12 protein-coding genes are annotated in these 19444 nt (G+C 61.1%); 6 read left to right on the top strand and 6 right to left on the bottom strand.

Annotated features, from left to right (window positions below; all coding sequences use genetic code 11):
• The first annotated feature begins 90 nt into the window (after window positions 1-90).
• The 3 genes from ACJ8HN_RS22335 (at window position 91) to ACJ8HN_RS22325 (ending at window position 3877) form a co-directional block, all read left to right on the top strand.
• Window positions 91-1440, top strand: coding sequence for an aminotransferase-like domain-containing protein (locus ACJ8HN_RS22335; RefSeq protein ID WP_049195607.1), 1350 nt, complete (start codon window positions 91-93; stop codon window positions 1438-1440).
• A gap of 161 nt (window positions 1441-1601) precedes the next feature.
• Window positions 1602-2096 (top strand): molybdopterin-dependent oxidoreductase, encoded by a 495-nt coding sequence (locus tag ACJ8HN_RS22330; RefSeq protein ID WP_033636391.1) that lies wholly within the window; start codon window positions 1602-1604, stop codon window positions 2094-2096.
• Window positions 2093-3877, top strand: a complete 1785-nt coding sequence (locus ACJ8HN_RS22325; protein WP_033636392.1) for an ATP-binding response regulator — start codon at window positions 2093-2095, stop codon at window positions 3875-3877. The genes ACJ8HN_RS22330 and ACJ8HN_RS22325 overlap by 4 nt, the downstream gene beginning before the upstream one ends.
• Here ACJ8HN_RS22325 and ACJ8HN_RS22320 read toward each other — a convergent pair.
• The 4 genes from ACJ8HN_RS22320 to ACJ8HN_RS22305 all read right to left on the bottom strand — a co-directional run bounded on the left by ACJ8HN_RS22320 (window position 3867) and on the right by ACJ8HN_RS22305 (window position 12543).
• Window positions 3867-4718, bottom strand: coding sequence for a helix-turn-helix domain-containing protein (locus ACJ8HN_RS22320; protein ID WP_033636393.1), 852 nt, complete (start codon window positions 4716-4718; stop codon window positions 3867-3869). The genes ACJ8HN_RS22325 and ACJ8HN_RS22320 overlap by 11 nt on opposite strands.
• 455 nt (window positions 4719-5173) lie before the next feature.
• Window positions 5174-8200 (bottom strand): autotransporter outer membrane beta-barrel domain-containing protein, encoded by a 3027-nt coding sequence (locus tag ACJ8HN_RS22315; RefSeq protein WP_442524017.1) that lies wholly within the window; start codon window positions 8198-8200, stop codon window positions 5174-5176.
• Between the two features lie 202 nt (window positions 8201-8402).
• Entirely contained in the window at window positions 8403-11426 is a 3024-nt protein-coding gene (locus tag ACJ8HN_RS22310; RefSeq protein WP_442523971.1) for an autotransporter outer membrane beta-barrel domain-containing protein, read from the bottom strand.
• Between the two features lie 478 nt (window positions 11427-11904).
• Entirely contained in the window at window positions 11905-12543 is a 639-nt protein-coding gene (locus tag ACJ8HN_RS22305; RefSeq protein ID WP_033636396.1) for a TetR/AcrR family transcriptional regulator, read from the bottom strand.
• A gap of 263 nt (window positions 12544-12806) precedes the next feature.
• Between ACJ8HN_RS22305 and ACJ8HN_RS22300 the strand changes: the two genes are divergently transcribed.
• Window positions 12807-14024 carry a Tm-1-like ATP-binding domain-containing protein gene (locus ACJ8HN_RS22300; protein WP_049212973.1) on the top strand — a complete coding sequence of 406 codons (1218 nt, stop codon included), beginning with the start codon at window positions 12807-12809 and terminating at the stop codon, window positions 14022-14024.
• A gap of 94 nt (window positions 14025-14118) precedes the next feature.
• Here the strand turns inward: ACJ8HN_RS22300 and spy are convergent, their stop codons facing one another.
• Entirely contained in the window at window positions 14119-14607 is a 489-nt protein-coding gene (gene spy, locus ACJ8HN_RS22295; protein WP_033636398.1) for an ATP-independent periplasmic protein-refolding chaperone Spy, read from the bottom strand.
• Between the two features lie 535 nt (window positions 14608-15142).
• Between spy and pdeR the strand changes: the two genes are divergently transcribed.
• Window positions 15143-17137, top strand: a complete 1995-nt coding sequence (gene pdeR, locus ACJ8HN_RS22290) for a cyclic di-GMP phosphodiesterase (RefSeq protein WP_442523970.1) — start codon at window positions 15143-15145, stop codon at window positions 17135-17137.
• Between the two features lie 16 nt (window positions 17138-17153).
• Here pdeR and ACJ8HN_RS22285 read toward each other — a convergent pair whose 3' ends face one another.
• Window positions 17154-18020, bottom strand: a complete 867-nt coding sequence (locus ACJ8HN_RS22285; protein WP_033636400.1) for a crotonase/enoyl-CoA hydratase family protein — start codon at window positions 18018-18020, stop codon at window positions 17154-17156.
• A gap of 341 nt (window positions 18021-18361) precedes the next feature.
• Between ACJ8HN_RS22285 and yhjD the strand changes: the two genes are divergently transcribed.
• The gene (gene yhjD, locus ACJ8HN_RS22280; protein WP_060427059.1) at window positions 18362-19381 is read left to right on the top strand and encodes an inner membrane protein YhjD; all 1020 of its coding nucleotides are present in this window, start codon (window positions 18362-18364) and stop codon (window positions 19379-19381) included.
• The last annotated feature ends 63 nt before the right edge of the window (window positions 19382-19444 follow it).

Genomic DNA, 19444 nt, shown 5'->3' with positions numbered 1-19444 from the left:
TCAGGGACTCTTCACCAACATAGTATGTGTTACACTTTTCACCTATTTAAATAGTGTCACGTGACACTATTCATTTTTCGGAGCATCACCATGCGGCTTCAATCGCCCTGGCAACCTCGCCTGGCCAATGCGGAAGTCACCACCGTCGAGCGGCTGGTGTTGGCGTTAGGCGACGACATTATCGAGGGTAAACTGCAGGGTGGCGATCGTCTGCCGGCTCACCGTACGCTCGCCTGGCAATTAGAGATCGGTCTGGGCACGGTGACCAAAGCCTATGCCATCCTGGAACGACGCGGGTTGGTGCGCAGCGTGAAAGGCCGCGGGATGTTCGTGGCGATTCGCCACGCCCGTGAAAAACGCGAAATCGATCTTTCGTCCAATGTGCCGCCGGCGGTGCTGACCGATCGTTTGCTGGCGCGCACGCTGGCCAGCATTGCGCGGAAAATGGATGCGGATCATCTGAACCTCTATTCCCCTCCGACCGGGCATCTGGAGCACCGACGTTTGTTGGCCCGCTGGCTCGAAAACGTCGGCGTCACGATCGAACCGTCGAATCTGGCGCTGACCAGCAATGCCCGTCAGGCGATTTCACTGGCTTTTGACCTGGCCTGCGGGCCACGCGGGACGATACTGACGGAGAGAATCAGCTATCCCGGCGCGATCGCGCTGGCCCGGCGCAAAGGCCATTGCTTGATCGGTATCGATATCGATGCGCAAGGCATGGTGCCGCAAGCGCTGTCTCGCGCGCTCGAGCGTGTCTCCTGCGGCCATACTGCGGTCTATCTGACACCGACGCTGCATAACCCGACAACGGCCACCATGAGCGCCGAGCGCAGGCAGGCTATCGTCGAGATATGCCGGCAGGCGAATGTCTGGATCATCGAGGATGGCGTGTATGCCTTGGGGCATTCAGCAACGCCTGCGCTCGCGACATTGGCACCCGAGCGGGTGTTCCATGTCAATGGCTTGTCGAAAACGCTCGGCCCGGGGTTGCGGATCGGTATGCTGACTCTGCCGCCCGGCATGCAAAACGCGGCGGAAGAAGCCTTGCAAGATATTCCCTTCGCGCCTTCGCCACTGTCTTGCGCAGTGGTGGGGGAGTGGCTGTCCAGCGGCGCGGTCGAGGCGATACCGCAAGCGTTGCGCCATGAGGCTCAGCGCAGAGTGCATCTGGCCACCTCGATATTCGACGCCGGCGAATGCGTATCGCATCCCGACGCTTATCATGTCTGGCTGCCGATGCCGCGCGAAACCGCCGAGTCTGTGGCCGCCGCCGCCGCATTGGCCAACGTAAAAGTGACGCCGCCGGACGCCGTGATGGTGGACCGCGACGAACGGGCAACGGGCATTCGCCTGTGCCTGGGTTCCTCTTCGCTGGACGAGCTAACGGCAGGCCTGACACAGCTGGCGCAGCTGTTGAAAGCACATCGGAACGGCTGACAAACGGAAGGGAAAGGTTACGCGCACGGGACGACCGGTTCAGGCCTGTTCTTTTTGTGCGGTTTACTATTCCTTTCGCGCCCGCCTGCTTTTTCTGCCATTATTCTGCCTGATAAATTAGCGGGACTGATACAACCTCCCCGCGCCTCTGGAGAACACCGATGCTGTTCAAACTATGCAAAACCCTTGCGATGGCCTGCGTGGCCCTGATTATCGCCCAGAGCAGCGCGCTCAGCTTTACCCTCGAAGTGGCGGGCAAGATCGACAACGTGACCGACCCGGTCAACAAAAGCTATCTGTTCACCGATAAGCAGCTGTTGGCGATGCCGGTGCGCAGCATCACCACCTCCACTTCCTGGACGCCGCAGAGAAAATTTGAAGGGATTTCGGTGGCCGATATCCTGGAGCGCGTCGGCGCCAAGGGCGAAACGCTGACCTTCTATGCGCTGAACGACTATTACATCGACGTGCCGCTGTCCGACGTCAAAAAGTACAACATGATCCTGGCCTACAAGATGGACGGGGAAATGCTGAAGCTCAGAAACTTCGGACCGCTGTTCCTGGTTTACCCGCGCGACGCCGCCGGGCCTGAACTGAACTCGCCGTTGTACAACTCGCGCTTTATCTGGCAAGTGGACAGGATCGTGATCAAATGAAGCTGACGACCTTTAAGAACGGCAGCAGGCTGGCGATCCCGGCCATTTTCGCCGCGCTGTTTTTAGTGGCTTCGACCGTCACGCTCTATTACTACAGCGCCACCCTGTCGAAGAAAGGGCTGTATGCCATCGCCGGCACGCAGGAGAACTACTCCTGGTCAATCGCCAAGTTCTCCATCAAGCTGGCGGAGTTCGACACGCTGGTCGAGCAGCAAAGCCACGCCGCGCAGGTGGACAACGACAACCTGCGGCTGCGGTTCGAAATCCTCTATTCGCGTTTTTACGTGCTGGAAACCGTCTCCGAATCGACCCAGCCGCTGTACGCCGAGCCGGGCTATCCGGAAGTGGTCAAACAGATGCGCCTGCAGATGGATCGCATCGATAAGCTGCTGAGCAGTCGGAAAATCGACTTCGGCCAGGTTTCCGCGGCCATGAGGGCCATCAAGCCTTACGCCATCGAAATGGCCAACCTGACCGACCACGCCGAGGTGAAGCAGCGTACCGCCGCCTATGAGGATTACATCGAGAAACGGCACATTATTTTCTATGGGCTGGTGATCGTCATGTTCTCGGTGATCGCACTGATCGCCATCACCCTGATCGTGTTCCGTCAGCAGCGGCTGACCATTCGCCAGCAGGCCAAGGCCATCGAGGCGGAGAAAGCGACGCGCACCAAAAACGCCTTCCTCGGCGCCATCGGCCACGAGCTGCGCACCTCATTGCAGAGCGTGATGTCGGCCATCGACGTGCTGGTGAATACCCGGGTGTCGGCTGAGCACGCGGACACCTTTCAGCGGCTGGAGACCGCCGCGCAGCAAATCGAAAGCCAGATGAAAGATCTGACCGACTACGCGCACCTCGACAGCGGCATGATGGAATTGCGCATCGTGCCGTTCGACGCGCAGAAGCTGATCGCGGAGACCGCCAACGAAATCGCCACCCTGACCCGAAAAGAGCAGGTCAAACTGAGCTGTGAAGTGGAATGCAGCCACCTGCTGGTGCACTCCGATCCGCTGCGCATCCGGCAGATTATCGTCAACCTGCTGACCAACGCCTACAAGTACACCGAAAGCGGCAGCATTACGCTGCACAGTTGCCTGCGCCGCCAGCCGGGCGGCAGTTCGTTGATTATCGAAGTGACCGACACCGGCATCGGTATCGAAAAAGACCAGCTCGATCAGATCTTCAAGCCCTTTACCCAGTTGGATCAGTCGCATACCAAGCAGTATGCCGGCGTCGGGATGGGGCTGGCGATCGTGCACGGCCTGGTGACATTGCTCGACGGCACCATCACGGTGTACAGCGAAATCAAGAAGGGCAGCACCTTTATCGTCAGCATTCCGGTGCAGATCAGTGAAGACGAACGCGCCGACGCGCCCGCCGCCGCCAATGCCTCTCTGCAGCAAAAGCCACAGCAGGTGCTGGTGGTGGATGACAACAAGTCGGTGGGTGACGCCTTTGCGGCGCTATTGGACAAGCTGGGCTACCAGCACGAACTGTGCGACTCGCCGGAGCGCGCGCTGCAGAAGCTGCTCAGACGCCCTTACGACGCGCTGTTGCTGGATCTGCAGATGCCGGGCATCGACGGCGCCGCCCTGGCCAGGCAGTTGCGCAACCGCCGCGGCCCCAACCGCCATGTGCCGATCATCGGCATCAGCGCCTACACGCCGGAGCAGCTGACGGCGGATCAGCGCGCCCTGTTCGATAACTACCTGATGAAGCCGGTTCGGCTGGATGCGCTGTCAAACGCACTGGCCGAGGTGTTCCCCGCTAAAGATTAAAACAGCGTTGCAGTGCGGCTTCGATCACATGGAGCCGCACCGGCTTTTCATAAGGGCCGAGCACGTCGTACTCGCGCATCGCCTGAGCGATTTCCGACTCGCGTCGGTCGGTGCCCAGTTCGCCGGTCAGCACCAGTACCGGCGCGTCCGGGTTATCGGAGGCGCGGATGGTGGCGATACAGCGATCCGCCGTTTCCTCACCGATCAGCCAGTCCACCACGTAGCCGTCGAACAGACTTTGCTGCAATGCCTGACAGAAACTGTCGACGTCGTAAAACGCCACCGCGTTGAAGCCGCAGCCGCCGAGATACTTGGCCAGCTCATCGGCCGCCTGATGCGAATCGTCCAATACCGCGATGCTCAGCCGCTCGTCGTCGCCGAAGCCGGGCCGGATTTCGATCAGATCGACGCCGTAACGCGGGCCTGCCGGTGCCTCATCGGCGCGATAGATACGCCACTGCCCTTCCACGCGCAGCGCCACAAATTCCGCCGGCCGCCCGGCAGGAAGCTCATCGCCAATGTGCCCGACGCAAGGCATCGCCACCCCCGCCACGAAAAAGATGGCATCGCGCGCCATGTTTGGCTCGGTGGTCTCGTGTTCGGCGCTCAAATCGGCGATCGCCGCCGGCGTTTCTCCCAACGCGGCCGCGACGCTGTTGATCTGTTCCAGCGTCCAGGGGCTTTGCCCTTTCAGTTTGCGGTGCGCATGTGAAAAACTCAGATCCAAGATGCGGCTGAGCTCGCGGGCATGCTGACGTTTTCCAATCCCGTAATGTAAAAACAGCTCCCTGACCCGATTGGCAATCGACTGTGAATCGAATTTTTGGTGATTGTTATCCATTTGTTCCTTCGATTTTTTTTACTGATTTATCAGTCGTTTTGATTATTTCCGCTGAAAAAGCCACATCTAAAACTGGCATCTCATGCAATTATGCGTTAAAAACGTTGCTTGACATACCATGTTGCATCGTCAAACATGGTATCAAAAGAGACATACAGCAATACACTATAAAAAATAACACCAGCACGTTTTTTAATAATAACCATAGTAACACCAGGGAAAATTTGTTCCGTTGCCGCTACTGAGACGATGAGCACATCGCTCGGACTGCGCAAATCAAACGGGGCTTGAGCCTTTAGCGCTAATCTGTTTTACCCACTTTTAAGCCGGGATCCGTCAGGGTCCCGGTTTTTTATTGCCCTGGCGCCGCGCCATCATACGGACTCACCCCGCAGCCGCAAATAAAAACGGAGCCGGCATGCCGGCTCCGTGGTCATTGCGATGATCGCTGAACGTCAGAAGCGCCAGGTAAAACCGGCGTTGACGCTGTTGTCCTGATGGTTCTGCGACAGCAGCCCGCCGTAGCCCAGCGACAGCGTGGCGTTTTCGTTCACCGCCACTTCCGCCCCCGCCTTCAGCACCATGCCGTCGCGCGAGACCGGCACGCTGTCCACCACGAACGGCGCGTTGCCGCCGTTGAACCGCAGCCCGGTGCCACGCTCCAGCCCGCCGTACTGGTGTTGCCACCCCAGCTCACTGCGCAGCGCCACCGTCGTGCCCGCGCTCACCTGCCATTCGGTGTCCGCGCGCAGACCCAGCGTCGACACCGTCGCGTCCGTGTGCTGCTTGTCGCCGCGCAATGCCGCCGCGCCGCCGCTTTCTGCGATGCCGTTGTTCTCGAAGTTCACGTACGCCAGGTTCACGAACGGCTCCAGGTTCAGCCACTCACCCCGCACGCTGTAGCCCGCTTCCGCGAACAGCTGCTCGGTGCGCGCACTGTACTTCGCCGTGTCGCGGTCCGACTGCATCCCGTAGTTCACCGACCGCTTGGTGTCGATGCGGTGCCAGGTGTAGCCCGCCCCGCCGCGCAGCGCCAGCGCCCCGAACTGCTTGTCGCCGTACGCCGCCAGGTGGTAGTTGTCGCTGTCCGCCTTCGACCCGTACCCGCCGTGCAGCGAGGTGCGGGTGTAGCCGGTCGCCATCCCCAGCCGCCAGTCGTCCGCCGCCGCCGAGTCCAGCCCCACCAGCACCCCGTAGGTCGAGGCCTGATAACCCGTGGCGTTGGCGTCGCCCGACGCGTGGTCCCACGCCCCCAGCAGCTGCGCCCAGGCACCGCCCTCGTCCGCCTTGATGGCCGACGAGCTCGCCAGCCCTTCCGCCTGACGCAGGCGCCCGTTCAGCGCCTCACGCAGGTAGCGGCTGTCGTTCACCAGCGCCGAGGCGATGTCCGCATGGATTTGCCCCGACAGCTGACGGAACGCCTGCCGCGCTTCGCCCGCCGTGCCGCTGCCGAGCAGGCTCTCGTACACCGGGTTGCCCGCCGCCAGCGCATCCGCCGCCGCCGCCACCGCCCGCTCGTTCGCCGTCTGCGCCACGCTGGCGAAGCTGGTGCCGTTGCGCCCGACGCTCAGCGTCACCCCGGTCGGCTGGTAGCTCAGCCCGGTGCCGAGGAACAGGTAGTTCGGCGCCACCGCGTCAAACTGCCCGCTCACCCCCTGCTGCGCGCTCAGGATGGTGTACTGCTGGCCCAGCAGGCTGCGCACCTCGCCTTGCGTCAGCAGGTTGGGGCTGTTCTCCAGCGTCACCGCCACCTCACCGCCGCCGATCGTCGCCGATCCGCTGCTCTGGATCCGATCGCTCTGGCCGTTCGGCCCCACTTCCACCGCGTAGCGCGAACCCGGCTCGAAGCTGACGTTGCCGGCCACGTTAAGGGTACCGATCGAGTTGCCCGGCGCCACGGTGCCGCCATCACGGGCGGTCAGCGAACCGACCGTGCCGCTGCCGCCGACGATGCCGCCGCTCTGCACGCTGACGGCCGAAGTGACCGAGCCGTTGACAGCCAACCGCCCCTGATTGACCAGCGTCGGGCCGGCATAGGTGTTGGCGCCGGTCATGACCAGCGTGCCCATCCCTTCTTTGGTCAGGCCGCCGTGGCCAGAGATGTTGTTGGAGTAGACTTCCAGTTCGCAGCTGATGTCGTCACACTTTCTGGCGTGCAGCGTGCCGGCATCCACCTCGGCGCCCAGGCCCGGAATATTGGCGACAAACTGGGTCGGGCCGTAGGCCACGCCCGTCGGATCCGGGATGCGGAACTCCGCCGGAATATCCTCGACGGTATAGAACATGCCCGGGCCGTTAATGGCTTTGCCCAGGTTGATCATCCCCCAGCCGTAGAGCGCGTCGATGCCCGGCGCGCCCATGTCGGTGGCGGTAGTTTTCAGCACGTCGGCAATCTGCGCCGAACTCATGTACGGGAAACGCTGCAGCAACACCGCCACCGCGCCGGTGACGTGCGGCGTCGCCATCGAGGTGCCGTTTTTATTGCCGTAGTCCGACACCAGGTTGGCCGGATCGGAACCGTTGGCCACGGTGCTGTAGATTTTGCTGCCCGGCGACGAGACGCAGAAGCTGGCGGTATAGCCGCAACGGGAAGAGAAGCTGCTGATGGTGTAAGGCACGCTGTTGGCCGAAGCCGCATCCTGCGCCACGCTGGCGACCGACAGCCAGTTTGGCGCGATGTCCGGCACGAAGTAGGCCAGCCCGCTGATCACATCCGGCTGGTTGTAGTTGCCGTCGTTACCGGCGGCGAACAGCACCAGAATATTTTTGCGCGCGGCGTCGATGGCGCCCTGATAGCCTGCGCCGGCCAGGCTGCCGAGCAGCGGTTTGACCTGATCGAATTGTTCCTGCGCATCCTTCAGCTCAAAGTGCAGCGCGTTAGGATCGCGGCCGCCGTCGGACAGAAAGTCGGGAATACTGACGCCCCAGCTGTTGTTGATCACCCGCACGCCGTTGTTGATCATCGCCTGCCAGCCGGCATTGGTGACGGCGCCGTCCAGGCCGAGGAATTCACCATAGGCCGGGCCGTCGTTGTCGTTATCGACGCTGATCACCTGCGAATCGAAAGCCACGCCGTGCATGCCGACGCCGTCGCGGTTGGCGGCGCTGATGCCCGCAACGTGCACCCCATGATTGCTCAGCATGCCCTGTGAGCCGCTGTAGAAGTGGAAGGTGCCGTCGAAGTAAAAGCGGTCGCCGGCGTTAATGCCCGGCCGGTGCGGATCGGTGTAGGCGCGATAGCCTTCGGTGACCACGTTGATCAGTTTGCCGTCGCCGGCGAACTCGGGATGGCGGTTGACCGGGGTATCGAAAATGCCCACCTTCTGCCCTTTGCCGGTATAGCCGGCGGCGTAGGCCTCATCGGCGTGGATCGCCCCCAGCCCCCAGTTGGCGTTGAACTCGGCGTTGCGCCAGCTGGCCGGATCGCCGGCTTGGCCGTTCACCTCGTGCGGCGCCGCCTGCGCATACCCCGCCAGCGCCATGCAGCAGACCAGCGCGTTCAGCCGCCACGGCGAGCGGCGAGCATTTCCTTTGCTATCAAAACCCATTGTTGTTGTCATTTCCTTACCTTTTGCTTGTTATTGGCCGACGCCCCAGGTGCGCCGGGCTTTCATTAGCAGGATGTGAAAAAGGAACCGTCCGCAGACGGTTCCGGTACAAGGATTGAATCGATGGTGTTTGTGCTTAGAAGCGCCAGGTGAAGCCGGCGTTGACGCTGTTGTCCTGGTGGTTCTGCGACAGCAGCCCGCCGTAGCCCAGCGACAGCGTGGCGTTCTCGTTCACCGCCACTTCCGCCCCCGCCTTCAGCACCATGCCGTCGCGCGAGACCGGCACGCTGTCCACCACGAACGGCGCGTTGCCGCCGTTGAACCGCAGCCCGGTGCCACGCTCCAGACTGCCGTACTGGTGTTGCCATCCCAGCTCGCTGCGCAGCGCCACCGTCGTGCCCGGGGTCACCTGCCAGGCGGTGTCCGCGCGCAGGCCCAGCGTCGACACCGTCGCGTCCGTGTGCTGCTTGTCGCCGCGCAATGCCGCCGCGCCGCCGCTTTCCGCGATGCCGTTGTTCTCGAAGTTCACGTACGCCAGATTCACGAACGGCTCCAGGTTCAGCCACTCACCCTGCACGCTGTAGCCCGTTTCCGCGAACAGCTGCTCGGTGCGCGCGCTGTACTTCGCCGTGTCGCGGTCCGACTGCATCCCGTAGTTCACCGACCGCTTGGTGTCGATGCGGTGCCAGGTGTAGCCCGCCCCGCCGCGCAGCGCCAGCGCCCCGAACTGCTTGTCGCCGTACGCCGCCAGGTGGTAGTTGTCGCTGTCCGCCTTCGACCCGTACCCGCCGTGCAGCGAGGTGCGGGTGTAGCCGGTCGCCACCCCCAGCCGCCAGTCGTCCGCCGCCGCCGAGTCCAGCCCCACCAGCACCCCGTAGGTCGAGGCCTGATAGCCGGTAGCATTGGCGTCGCCCGACGCGTGGTCCCACGCCCCCAGCAGCTGCGCCCAGGCACCGCCCTCATCCGCCTTGATGGCCGACGAGCTCGCCAGCCCTTCCGCCTGACGCAGACGCCCGTTCAGCGCCTCACGCAGGTAGCGGCTGTCGTTCACCAGCGCCGAGGCGATGTCCGCATGGATTTGCCCCGACAGCTGACGGAACGCCTGCCGCGCTTCGCCCGCCGTGCCGCTGCCGAGCAGGCTCTCGTACACCGGGTTGCCCGCCGCCAGCGCATCCGCCGCCGCCGCCACCGCCCGCTCGTTCGCCGTCTGCGCCACGCTGGCGAAGCTGGTGCCGTTGCGCCCGACGCTCAGTGTCACCCCGGTCGGCTGGTAGCTCAGCCCGGTGCCGAGGAACAGGTAGTTCGGCGCCACCGTGTCAAACTGCCCGCTCACCCCCTGCTGCGCGCTCAGGATGGTGTACTGCTGGCCCAGCAGGCTGCGCACCTCGCTTTGCGTCAGCAGGTTGGGGCTGTTCTCCAGCGTCACCGCCACCTCGCCGCCGCCGATCGTCGCCGATCCGCTGCTCTGGATCCGATCGCTCTGGCCGTTCGGCCCCACTTCCACCGCGTAGCGCGAACCCGGCTCGAAGCTGACGTTGCCGGCCACGTTCAAGGTGCCGATCGAGTTGCCCGGCGCCACGGTGCCGCCGCGGCGGGCAGTCAGCGAACCCACCGTGCCGCTGCCGCCGACAATACCGCCGCTCTGCACGCTGACGGCCGAAGTGACCGAGCCGTTGACTGCCAACCGCCCCTGATTGACCAGCGTCGGGCCGGAATAAGTATTGTTACCGGTCAGCACCAGCGTGCCGATGCCCTGCTTGGTCAGGCCGCCGTGGCCGGAGATGTCGTTACTCCAGAAGTCCAAGCCGCACAGCACATCGCTGCAGACGCGCTCGGTCGGTTTGCCCTTGTCCAGCACCGCGCCGACGCCCGGCAGATCCACCACGAACTGGGTCGGGCCGTAAGCCACGCCCGTCGGATCCGGAATGCGGAATTCTTCGGGAATATCCTCGACGGTCGCCAACATGCCAGGGCCGTTGATGGCTTTGCCCAGGTTGATCATCCCCCAGCCGTAGAGCGCGTCGATGCCCGGCGCGCCCATGTCGGTGGCGGTGGTTTTCAGCACTTCCGCCACCTGCGCGCCATTCAGATACGGGAAACGCTCCATCAGCACCGCGACGCTGCCGGCCACGTGCGGCGCCGCCATCGAGGTGCCGCTGTATTTGGCATAGCCGGTCGTCAGATTCTCCACGCTGGTACCTTCGATCACCGAGCTGTATACCCGGGTACCCGGTGCCGAGACGCACAAACTGGCGGTGTAGCCGCAGCGTGAAGAGAAGGTGCTGATGCTGTAATCGCCGCTATTGGTGGGATCCTGCAGGCTGGCGACCGACAGCCAGTTCGGCGCGATGTCCGGCACGAAATAGGCCAGGCCGGCCATGGCGTCCGGGTTGTTGAGGTTGCCGTCGTTGCCGGCGGCGAAGATGGTGACCACGCCGCTGCGCGCCGCATCGATCGCGCCCTGATAGGCGCCGCCGGGCTTGGTGCCCAGGATAACCTTGATCTGATCGAACTGCTTTTGCGCGTCGTTTACCGTGAAGTGTGGATAAGCCGGGTCATAACCGCCTTTATCAAACTTTTCGGTGATACCGATGCCCCAGCTGTTATTGATGATGCGCGCGCCGCTGGCCACCAACGCATCCCAACCGGCCTTATACACCGCGCCGTCGTTACCGAGGATGATGCCATCCTCCGGGCCGGGATCGCCGTTTTCGGCGCTGATGATCTGCGCGTTGAACGCCACACCGTGCATGGCGCCGCCGTCGCGGCTGCCGGCGGCGATGCCGCCCACGTGGGTGCCGTGCGAACCGAGCGTGCCATCGGAATCCACGCTCGGCGTACCGTCATAGCGGAAAGTGTCGCCTTTTTTCACCGGGATATAGGGATCGGTGTATTCGCGGATGCCTTCGGTAACCAGATTGATCACCTTATTCTCACCGGCAAACTCCGGGTGCTTGGCGTAGACCGGCTGATCGAAAATGCCAAGTTTGATGCCTTTTCCGGTATAACCGGCGGCGTAGGCCTGGTCGGCGTGGATCGCCCCCAGCCCCCATTCCGCGTTGAACTCACTGCTGCGCCAGCTGGCCGGATCGCCCGCTTTGCCGTTTTCTATATAGCTGGAGGCCTGCGCGCCGCCGATCGCCGTCAGGCAGATCAGCATCGCGCTCCATTGTGCGCGATGAACTCCGATTTCAGGCCAGCCGAAGGCCGCCCGAGCGGATTTGACTCCTCTAAGTTTCTTCTCCATCCCAGATACCGTCCGTTGTTGTTTGCAAATGTTTTATAAGATTTTTTGTGTAACAGTTTGGTAATACCAAATAAATAAAGCACAACAATCTCAAGTGCGCTTAATGTGTCATCCGGCAGTTCGGCGGGAGGGGAGAAAGTTTCAGGGGTGAATCAGGCCAGCGACGATAAGAAATGACAATGACGCTTGGCGGTATCGGAGCGGCGATAGCACGTGAGGGAATAAATATTAATTAACTGATAAATAAAAATATAATTCAGGGGTAAATGAAGGGTGTGGCCGCCTGAAAAGTGCTTAACAGGCGTCTTTTATCACTTTTAATTATAAATTTTGCCAATATTCACTCAGTGAATTATGCTGGTTTTTCAGTCAGCCATCGGCAAAAATTGGATTATCCTGCTGATGTTTTTTTGCGGTTCGTCGCGTCCTCTTCCGCCTGACGAAGGATGGCTTTGGCCATCCATTGCGTGACGTCCTGAATGCTCTCAAGCTCCAGCCCCCAGATATCTTTCAGCACCAGGAACACCTCCGAGCCGTAAATCAGCGAGAAAGCATGAATCACTCTCTGCAGAGAGTCCGGCGGCAGTTTGCCCTGCAGCGGTTCTACCGCCAGCGCCAACAGACGCTTGCGGTTGCCGCGCACGAATTTTTCGCCCGGCGTCGCGTGCGCCCACTGCTGCAAAGAGAGCTGCAACGCCGCGCGCAGCGCCCCCTCGTGCCGTTCCATCTGAGGATAGGCGAAGGTCAGCAACTGCTGGATGCGCTTCAGGGCATCATCGTCTTGCGGGCGCCATTCCAGAATAGGCCCCAGGCTTTCCGCCACCACGGCGCTAATCAGCGCACTCTGGGTCGGAAAGTAGCGGTAGGCGGTTGCACGCGATACCTGCGCATACGCCGCCAGTTCGGTGATCGAAGGAAACGCGCCTTCGTCATACAGCGCCATCGCGCTGGCCAGCAACAAACGGTAGGTTTTTGCCCGGGTGGACGTCAGTGAAGGATCGAACGGGGTGGGAAAAGCATTTATCGGCACTTAAACCTCATACATCTGTACATGCTTGCGCGGCTGGAGATACGCCACTGCCGACAGGTTGACGACAAAGGCTCGGCCGCGCAAAAAGCTCAAAAATGAGACAGAAGTCCCATTTTGCACTGAGCTGCCCTTGCAAAAATGATACTGCCGTCTCATTATATAAATACATTAATCAATTTAATTTAAATGCCAACACCAGGGCACCTAAAAAAATATAATACATTAATTTTTAAAATAAAAATTAGAAGCACCTCGAAAAACCCATGAAAGATACTTCAAATTTTGTCTATATTGCTACCACAGCAGATACGAAAGGACAAGAGTTGGAGTATGTGCGGCGGCTGATTGCCAGCCTGGATTTACCCACGCGAACCGTCGATCTCTCCACCCGTAGCTTGCCGTTTGACTCCCCGGCCGATATCGGCCCAGAAGAGGTCGCTCGCCACCATCCGGCGGGCGCCGGCGCGGTCTTCTGCGCCAGCCGCGGCCAGGCGATCGCCGCCATGGCGACCGCTTTCGAACGCTTTATCCTGACGCGCCGCGATATCGCCGCCCTGCTTGGCCTGGGCGGCTCCGGCGGCACCGCCATCATCACGCCGGCCATGCAGCAACTGCCGATCGGTCTGCCGAAAGTGATGGTCTCGAGCATGGCGGCGGGTGACGTTTCCGCCTATGTCGGCGCCAGCGATATCAGCATGCTGTATTCGGTCACCGATCTCGCCGGCCTGAATCGCATCTCGCGACGGGTGCTGGGCAACGCGGCGCGCCAGATAGCCGGTGCAGTCCGCTTCGCCGCCGTCGACTCTCACGACGACAAGCCGGCGATCGGCCTGACAATGTTTGGCGTCACCACGCCCTGCGTTCAGGCGTTGATTGCCGAGTTGGGATCGCTATGGGATTGTCTGACGTTTCATGCGACCGGCAGCGGCGGCAGAGCGTTGGAAAAACTGATCGATAGCCGCCAACTGCACGGCGCCATCGATTTGACCACCACCGAAGTGGCCGATCACCTGTTTGGCGGCGTGCTGCCCTGCAATACCGATCGTTTCGGTGCCATCGCGCGTACCGGCATCCCGTGCGTGCTCTCCTGCGGCGCGATCGACATGATCAACTTCGGCGCGCCGAACACGGTGCCGGCTCGCTATGCCAACCGTCTGCGCCACCCTCACAACCCGCAAGTGACGCTGGTGCGCACCAGCGCGCGGGAGAATGCGTTAATGGGGCGTTGGATGGGCGAAAAAATCAACGCCTGCGCGGGCGAAGTGCGTTTCGTTATCCCGGCGGGCGGCGTATCGGCTTTGGACGCGCCCGGGCAACCGTTCTGGGATCCGGCGGCGCTGGCCGCCTTTACGCAAGCGCTGGAAGAAACGGTGCGCGCCACCGACAAACGCCGGTTGATAAAAACGCCTTATCATATTAACGACCCGCGCTTTGCTCAGGCCGTTGCCGAGCAGTTCCGGCACATGGTCGGCGGAGAATGATTATCACTCACTGCATAGCCTGCCAGTGATAACGCCAAATAGAAAAAGGGCCAGACAAATAGTCTGGCCCTTTATTATTCACCGCGAGCGGATATTACTGATCGGAGGACATCTGCGCCTTCATTTTATTCATATGGTCCATCATCTTTTGCTCACGTTTCTGATAATTCTCATTGTATTGTTTTTTCTGCTCAGGGGTCAGCAGGTTATACATTTTATTTTCCGCTTTGGCGCGCTCCAGCATGCGTTCGGATTGCGCTTTGCCGATCGCGTCAATTTGCGCCTTCGCCTTCGCTTCGTCAAAGCTGTCGGAAGCGACCAGATTGTGCAGCGCCTGGCGCTCCTCTTTCATGCCCGGCCCGCGCTTCTGGTGCGACTCTTTCATGATATCGCGCATCTGCTGGCGCTGCTGCTCGGTCAGGTTCAGCCCGGCGAACGGGCCGCCTTTGCCTTCACCCTTGTGATGCATCATTTTCATCGGCGCCGCATCCGCCGCCGGGGCAGTGGTGTCCGCAGCGAACGCCGCGGAAGCAGAACCCAGGGCCAGCGTGGAAGCAATAAATAAAGCCGTCAATTTACGCATAATCATTTCCTTAAAAGTTTTTCTTCATCAGGAGCGCTGTACGTTAACAGGCTCATTCGTCGTCGGAGATAATAATAGGCTGATAAATTTCAAGTAATGCGAGGGTGTGTAAACTTTTTAAAACCCGTCTCGGATTTATTCACCAATTATGAGAAAACTATGAAGATGGCGTTTATTTGATGGAAATTTTAATTTCCCGGCAACAATCCCCCCGGTGGAGTTATTTTTCCGCTTTCCCCTTACCGTTATAATTTACTCGCCTGCACGGCAACCTTACATCAACCGTTTTCCGATAACGGGGGAAGTCAGTACCAGCATCACAGGATCCGATGTTCTCCTACACTTTAAGACAACCGGCCGCCGGGCGACGTTTACACCGCAAAACTAATCATTGCTTATATAATAGTTTCCATCACCCGCCCCGCCTGTGAAAACCTGTTATATGATGCACAGATGCGTACGGCGATCGCTTTCGGGCCAACAGGCTGCCCGGAGCTGTGCTGACCGGCCGCCCGTGCTCTTTTGAGGAATCATCATGCCCGCAGACCAAGGCCCTGAGCTTCTTAACGCCCACTTCGGCACCCAAAGCCCCCACTGGCGGCTGGCGTTTGACAGCAATGCCCTGGAGCTGTCCGCCGTTAAAGGCAAAGCCCACGTCGCGGTGGCGCTCAGCGCCATGGAAGCGGCGAAAATCCGTCGCCTGACCGGCGTCACCGCCAGCCTGGAGCTGACCATTACGCTAGCCGGTGCACCGCTGCATCTGCATCTGGTCGGGCGCCGCGTCAACAACCTCGAATGGGCGGGCACCGCTTCCGCCTTCAGCGACACCCAATCTGTGGCGCGCGACCTGGTGCACGGCCTCTCCTTCGCCGAGCAGGTGGTGTTCGAAGCCAACTCGGTGATCGTGATCGTCGATCAACACGGCCGCATTCAGCGTTTCAACCGGCTGAGCGAGGAGTATACCGGGCTGCACGAACACGAGGTGATCGGCAAAAACGTTTTCCAGCTGTTTATGAGCCCGGAAGAAGCCGCCGCTTCGCGGCGCAACATCGCCGGCTTCTTCCGCAACGGTTCGTCCTATGAGGTGGAACGCTGGGTAAAGACGGTCAAGGGCGAACGGCTGTTCCTGTTCCGCAATAAGTTCGTGCACAGCGGCAGCGGCAAAAACGAAGTCTTTCTGATCTGCTCCGGTACCGACATCACCGAAGAACGCCGGGCGCAGGAGCGGCTGCGGGTGCTGGCCAACACCGATCTCATCACCGGCCTGCCGAACCGTAACGCCATCCAGGACAAGATCAATCACGCCATCGCCACGCGCGGCGAAGAGAGTTTCGGCCTGGTGTATCTCGATCTCGACAACTTCAAAAAGGTCAACGACGCCTACGGCCATATGTTCGGCGATCGGCTGCTGGTCGAGGTCGCGCTGGCGATCCTCGGCTGCCTGGGCCCGGACCAGGTGCTCGCCCGCCTCGGCGGCGACGAATTCCTGGTGCTGGCACCGCAAGCCGATCGCGAGCGCCTGCAAACGCTGGCGCAGCGCATTATCGACAGGTTGAAAACCCCTTTCCGCATCGGCCTGATTGAGGTGTATACCGGCTGTTCGATCGGCATCGCGCTGTGCCCGGAGCACGGCAACGATCTCGACAGCCTGATCCGCAGCGCCGATACCGCCATGTACGTCGCCAAGGAGCACGGCAAACGTACCTATACCGTCTTCTCGCCGGAGATGAATAAACGTGTCGCCGAATACATGTGGCTGGACACCAACCTGCGCAAAGGGCTGGAGCAAAATCAGCTGGTGCTGTATTACCAGCCGAAAATCGACGCGCGCAGCGGTGAAGTGCACAGCGTGGAAGCGCTGGTGCGCTGGGATTCGCCGGAGCGCGGCCTGATCCCGCCGCTGCAGTTCATTTCCTACGCCGAGGAGTCCGGCCTGATCGGCCCGCTCGGCCAATGGGTGCTGCAGACCGCCGCCGGGCAGGCGGCACAGTGGCAAGAACAGGGCTTGAATCTGCGGGTGGCGGTCAACCTCTCTGCCCGTCAGCTGGCCGATGACAGCATCGTCAACGACCTGCTCGGGGTGCTGCGCCGTCACCGCATGGCCCCCTGTCTGCTGGACTTCGAGTTGACCGAAAGCAGCCTGATTGAAGACGAGAACCGCGCGCGCGCGTTGATCACCCGGCTGCGCGAACTGGGTGCGCAGGTGCATCTCGACGACTTCGGCACCGGCTATTCGTCGCTGGCGCAGCTGGCGCGCATTCCTCTGGACGCCATCAAGCTGGATAAAAGCTTCGTGCGCGGGGTGAATTTCAACCCGGTATCGCAATCGCTGGTGCGCGCGATCGTCGCGGCGGCGGAGGCGTTGGCCTTCCGGGTGATCGCCGAAGGGGTGGAGACCGAGAGCGAAAACCACTTCCTCGACGAGGTCGGCGTGGACGAAAAACAGGGCTTTCTGTTTGCGCGGCCAATGCTCCCGGAACAGCTGGAGCATTGGCTGCAGTCCTATCGCCCGCGCTCACCCTCCGCATGAGGCGGGCGCGTTAAGGTTAGCCGGCACGACGCAGGTTCAGGGTATGGCGATCCTGCAACATCACCAGCCGCTCGATGTAGGCGCGGTCTTTTTCCTCAATGGTAAAGGCCGAGTGCACCCAATCTTCGGTAATGTCCATCAGCTCGGAGCGCGTCAGCTGCAACACGCGCTGACGCGCCCGCAGCATGGCGCGCATGCCGTTGAGCTTCGGCCGAATGGTATCGATAAAGGTGCGCGTCGCCATGTAGGCGTCGCCGGGCTGGAACAGCTGATCCACCAGCCCGCGGCTCTCGAACCACTCTGCGGTGTGCGACTCGCCGCCCCAAATCAGCTCCTCGGCCAAGCGCATGCCCGCCTTGCGCGCCACCAGCGAGTAACCGCCCATACCGGGAAACAGATTGAACGCGATCTCCGGAAACCCCATGCGCGCATTGTTCTGCGCCAGCACGAAATGGTGCGCCAACGCCGCTTCAAAGCCGCCCCCCAGCGCGCTGCCTTCGACCATCGCAATGCTGACCGCGCCGGTGTCGAAACCGCGAGCCGCCGCATGCACGCAGTCGATGCAGGCGCGCGCGTAGGCCATCATCGCCTCGCGCTTGCGGTTTTTGATCGCGTCGGCGAAGAACTGCAGATCGCCGCCGACGTTGAACATGTTCGGCACCAGCGAGCCGGTGACCCAGAAATCGAACCGCAGCGAAGATTCCTTCGCCGCCTGCGCCAGCGTCATGATGTCTTCGATCAGCGCCTGGTTGAAGCAGGGGCGCGGCGCGGCGCGCAGCAGCATCCACATGATGTGCCGCCCCTCTTCATAGTAGGCGGACAGCTGCGACAGATTGCCCGCTTCGGTAAACGGGCGGCAGGTGGGGTGATTAAGCAATTTCATAAGACCTTCCAGTTTTTCTGTTGATGACGGATGAGACCGTTCCAGCCCCTACGGCTGCAGCGGAGCGGCGAGCGGCAAAGCGCAACGCCACATCATGAGTAAACGCTTTCTCGCCGACGAAACAGATAAAAATTGGAGGTAGGAAAGTGAAAAAAACTGAGGCGCCACGGGGTTTTCATAGGAATTTTACCTATCGCGCCATCGTCGGCATTTCATGCCGGGCGCTAACGCGCTAAGCTCGGAAAATGACCGTTTGCCGCCCCGGCGATCAAAACGCCGCGGGGCTTTGGCTATAATCAATGCTGAAACATGCCGTTTAACGTTAAGGAAATCGTGAAGTAATGCCTATAGGACCAGACCAGGAACGCCGCCAGCCCGCACAAGACACGCCGCCGAAGCCGCTTATCGCCATCAAGACCGGCCATGAGACCCTCGACCGCCGCATCGGTGGTTTTTCACGTCTGATTGAACGCATCAAAGCCTGGCCGAGCGTGGCGCACCTGCTGCGCGCGGCCGAACGCTTTAACGATCGGCTGGGTAGCCAGTTCGGCGCCGCCATCACCTATTTTTCGTTCCTCTCGCTGATCCCGATCCTGATGGTGTCGTTTGCCGCCGCCGGCTTCGTGCTGGCCTCCAATCCGGATCTGCTGGCCCGCTTGATCAACCGGATCGTCGGCAGCATCAGCGATCCGACGCTGGCCAGCACGCTGAAGAACACCGTCAATACCGCCATTCAGCAGCGCACCACCGTGGGGTTGACCGGCCTGGCGCTGGCGCTCTATTCCGGCATCAGCTGGATGGGCAATCTGCGCGAGGCGATCCGCGCGCAGTCGCGCGATGTCTGGGAGCGCAATCCGCAGGATCAGGAGAAAATCTACTTCAAATACACCCGCGACTTCATCTCGCTGACCGGCCTGGTGGTCGCGCTGATTATCACGCTGTCGCTGACCTCGGTCGCCGGGTCGGCGCAGGCGGCAATCGTCAACGCGCTGGGGCTGGACGGCATCGAATGGCTGCGGCCGGCGCTGACGACGATCGCGCTGTCGATCTCGATCTTCGCCAACTATCTGCTGTTCCTGTGGATTTTCTGGATGCTGCCGCGCCACAAACCGAAGAAAAAAGCGCTGCTGCGCGGCACCTTGCTCGCCGCCATCGGCTTTGAAGTGATCAAGTTCGTGATGACCATGACGCTGCCGCAGGTGGCGAAGTCGCCTTCCGGCGCGGCCTTCGGATCGGTGATCGGGCTGATGGCGTTCTTCTACTTCTTCGCTCGTTTGACGCTGTTTTGCGCCGCCTGGATCGCCACCGCCGACTACAAAGGCGACAAAGCGTTGCCGGAACGCGAGCCGCCAGCGCGCTGAAGCCATGCAATCGTGCCGGTGTTATCGCACACACCGGCAGGTTCATCTGGTTAACAGCCAAAA

The organism is Serratia sp. CY29653 (genome assembly GCF_052169255.1).
GTDB classification, from domain to species: Bacteria; Pseudomonadota; Gammaproteobacteria; order Enterobacterales; family Enterobacteriaceae; genus Serratia; species Serratia sarumanii.
This window is presented reverse-complemented; position numbering and strand designations above follow the sequence as displayed.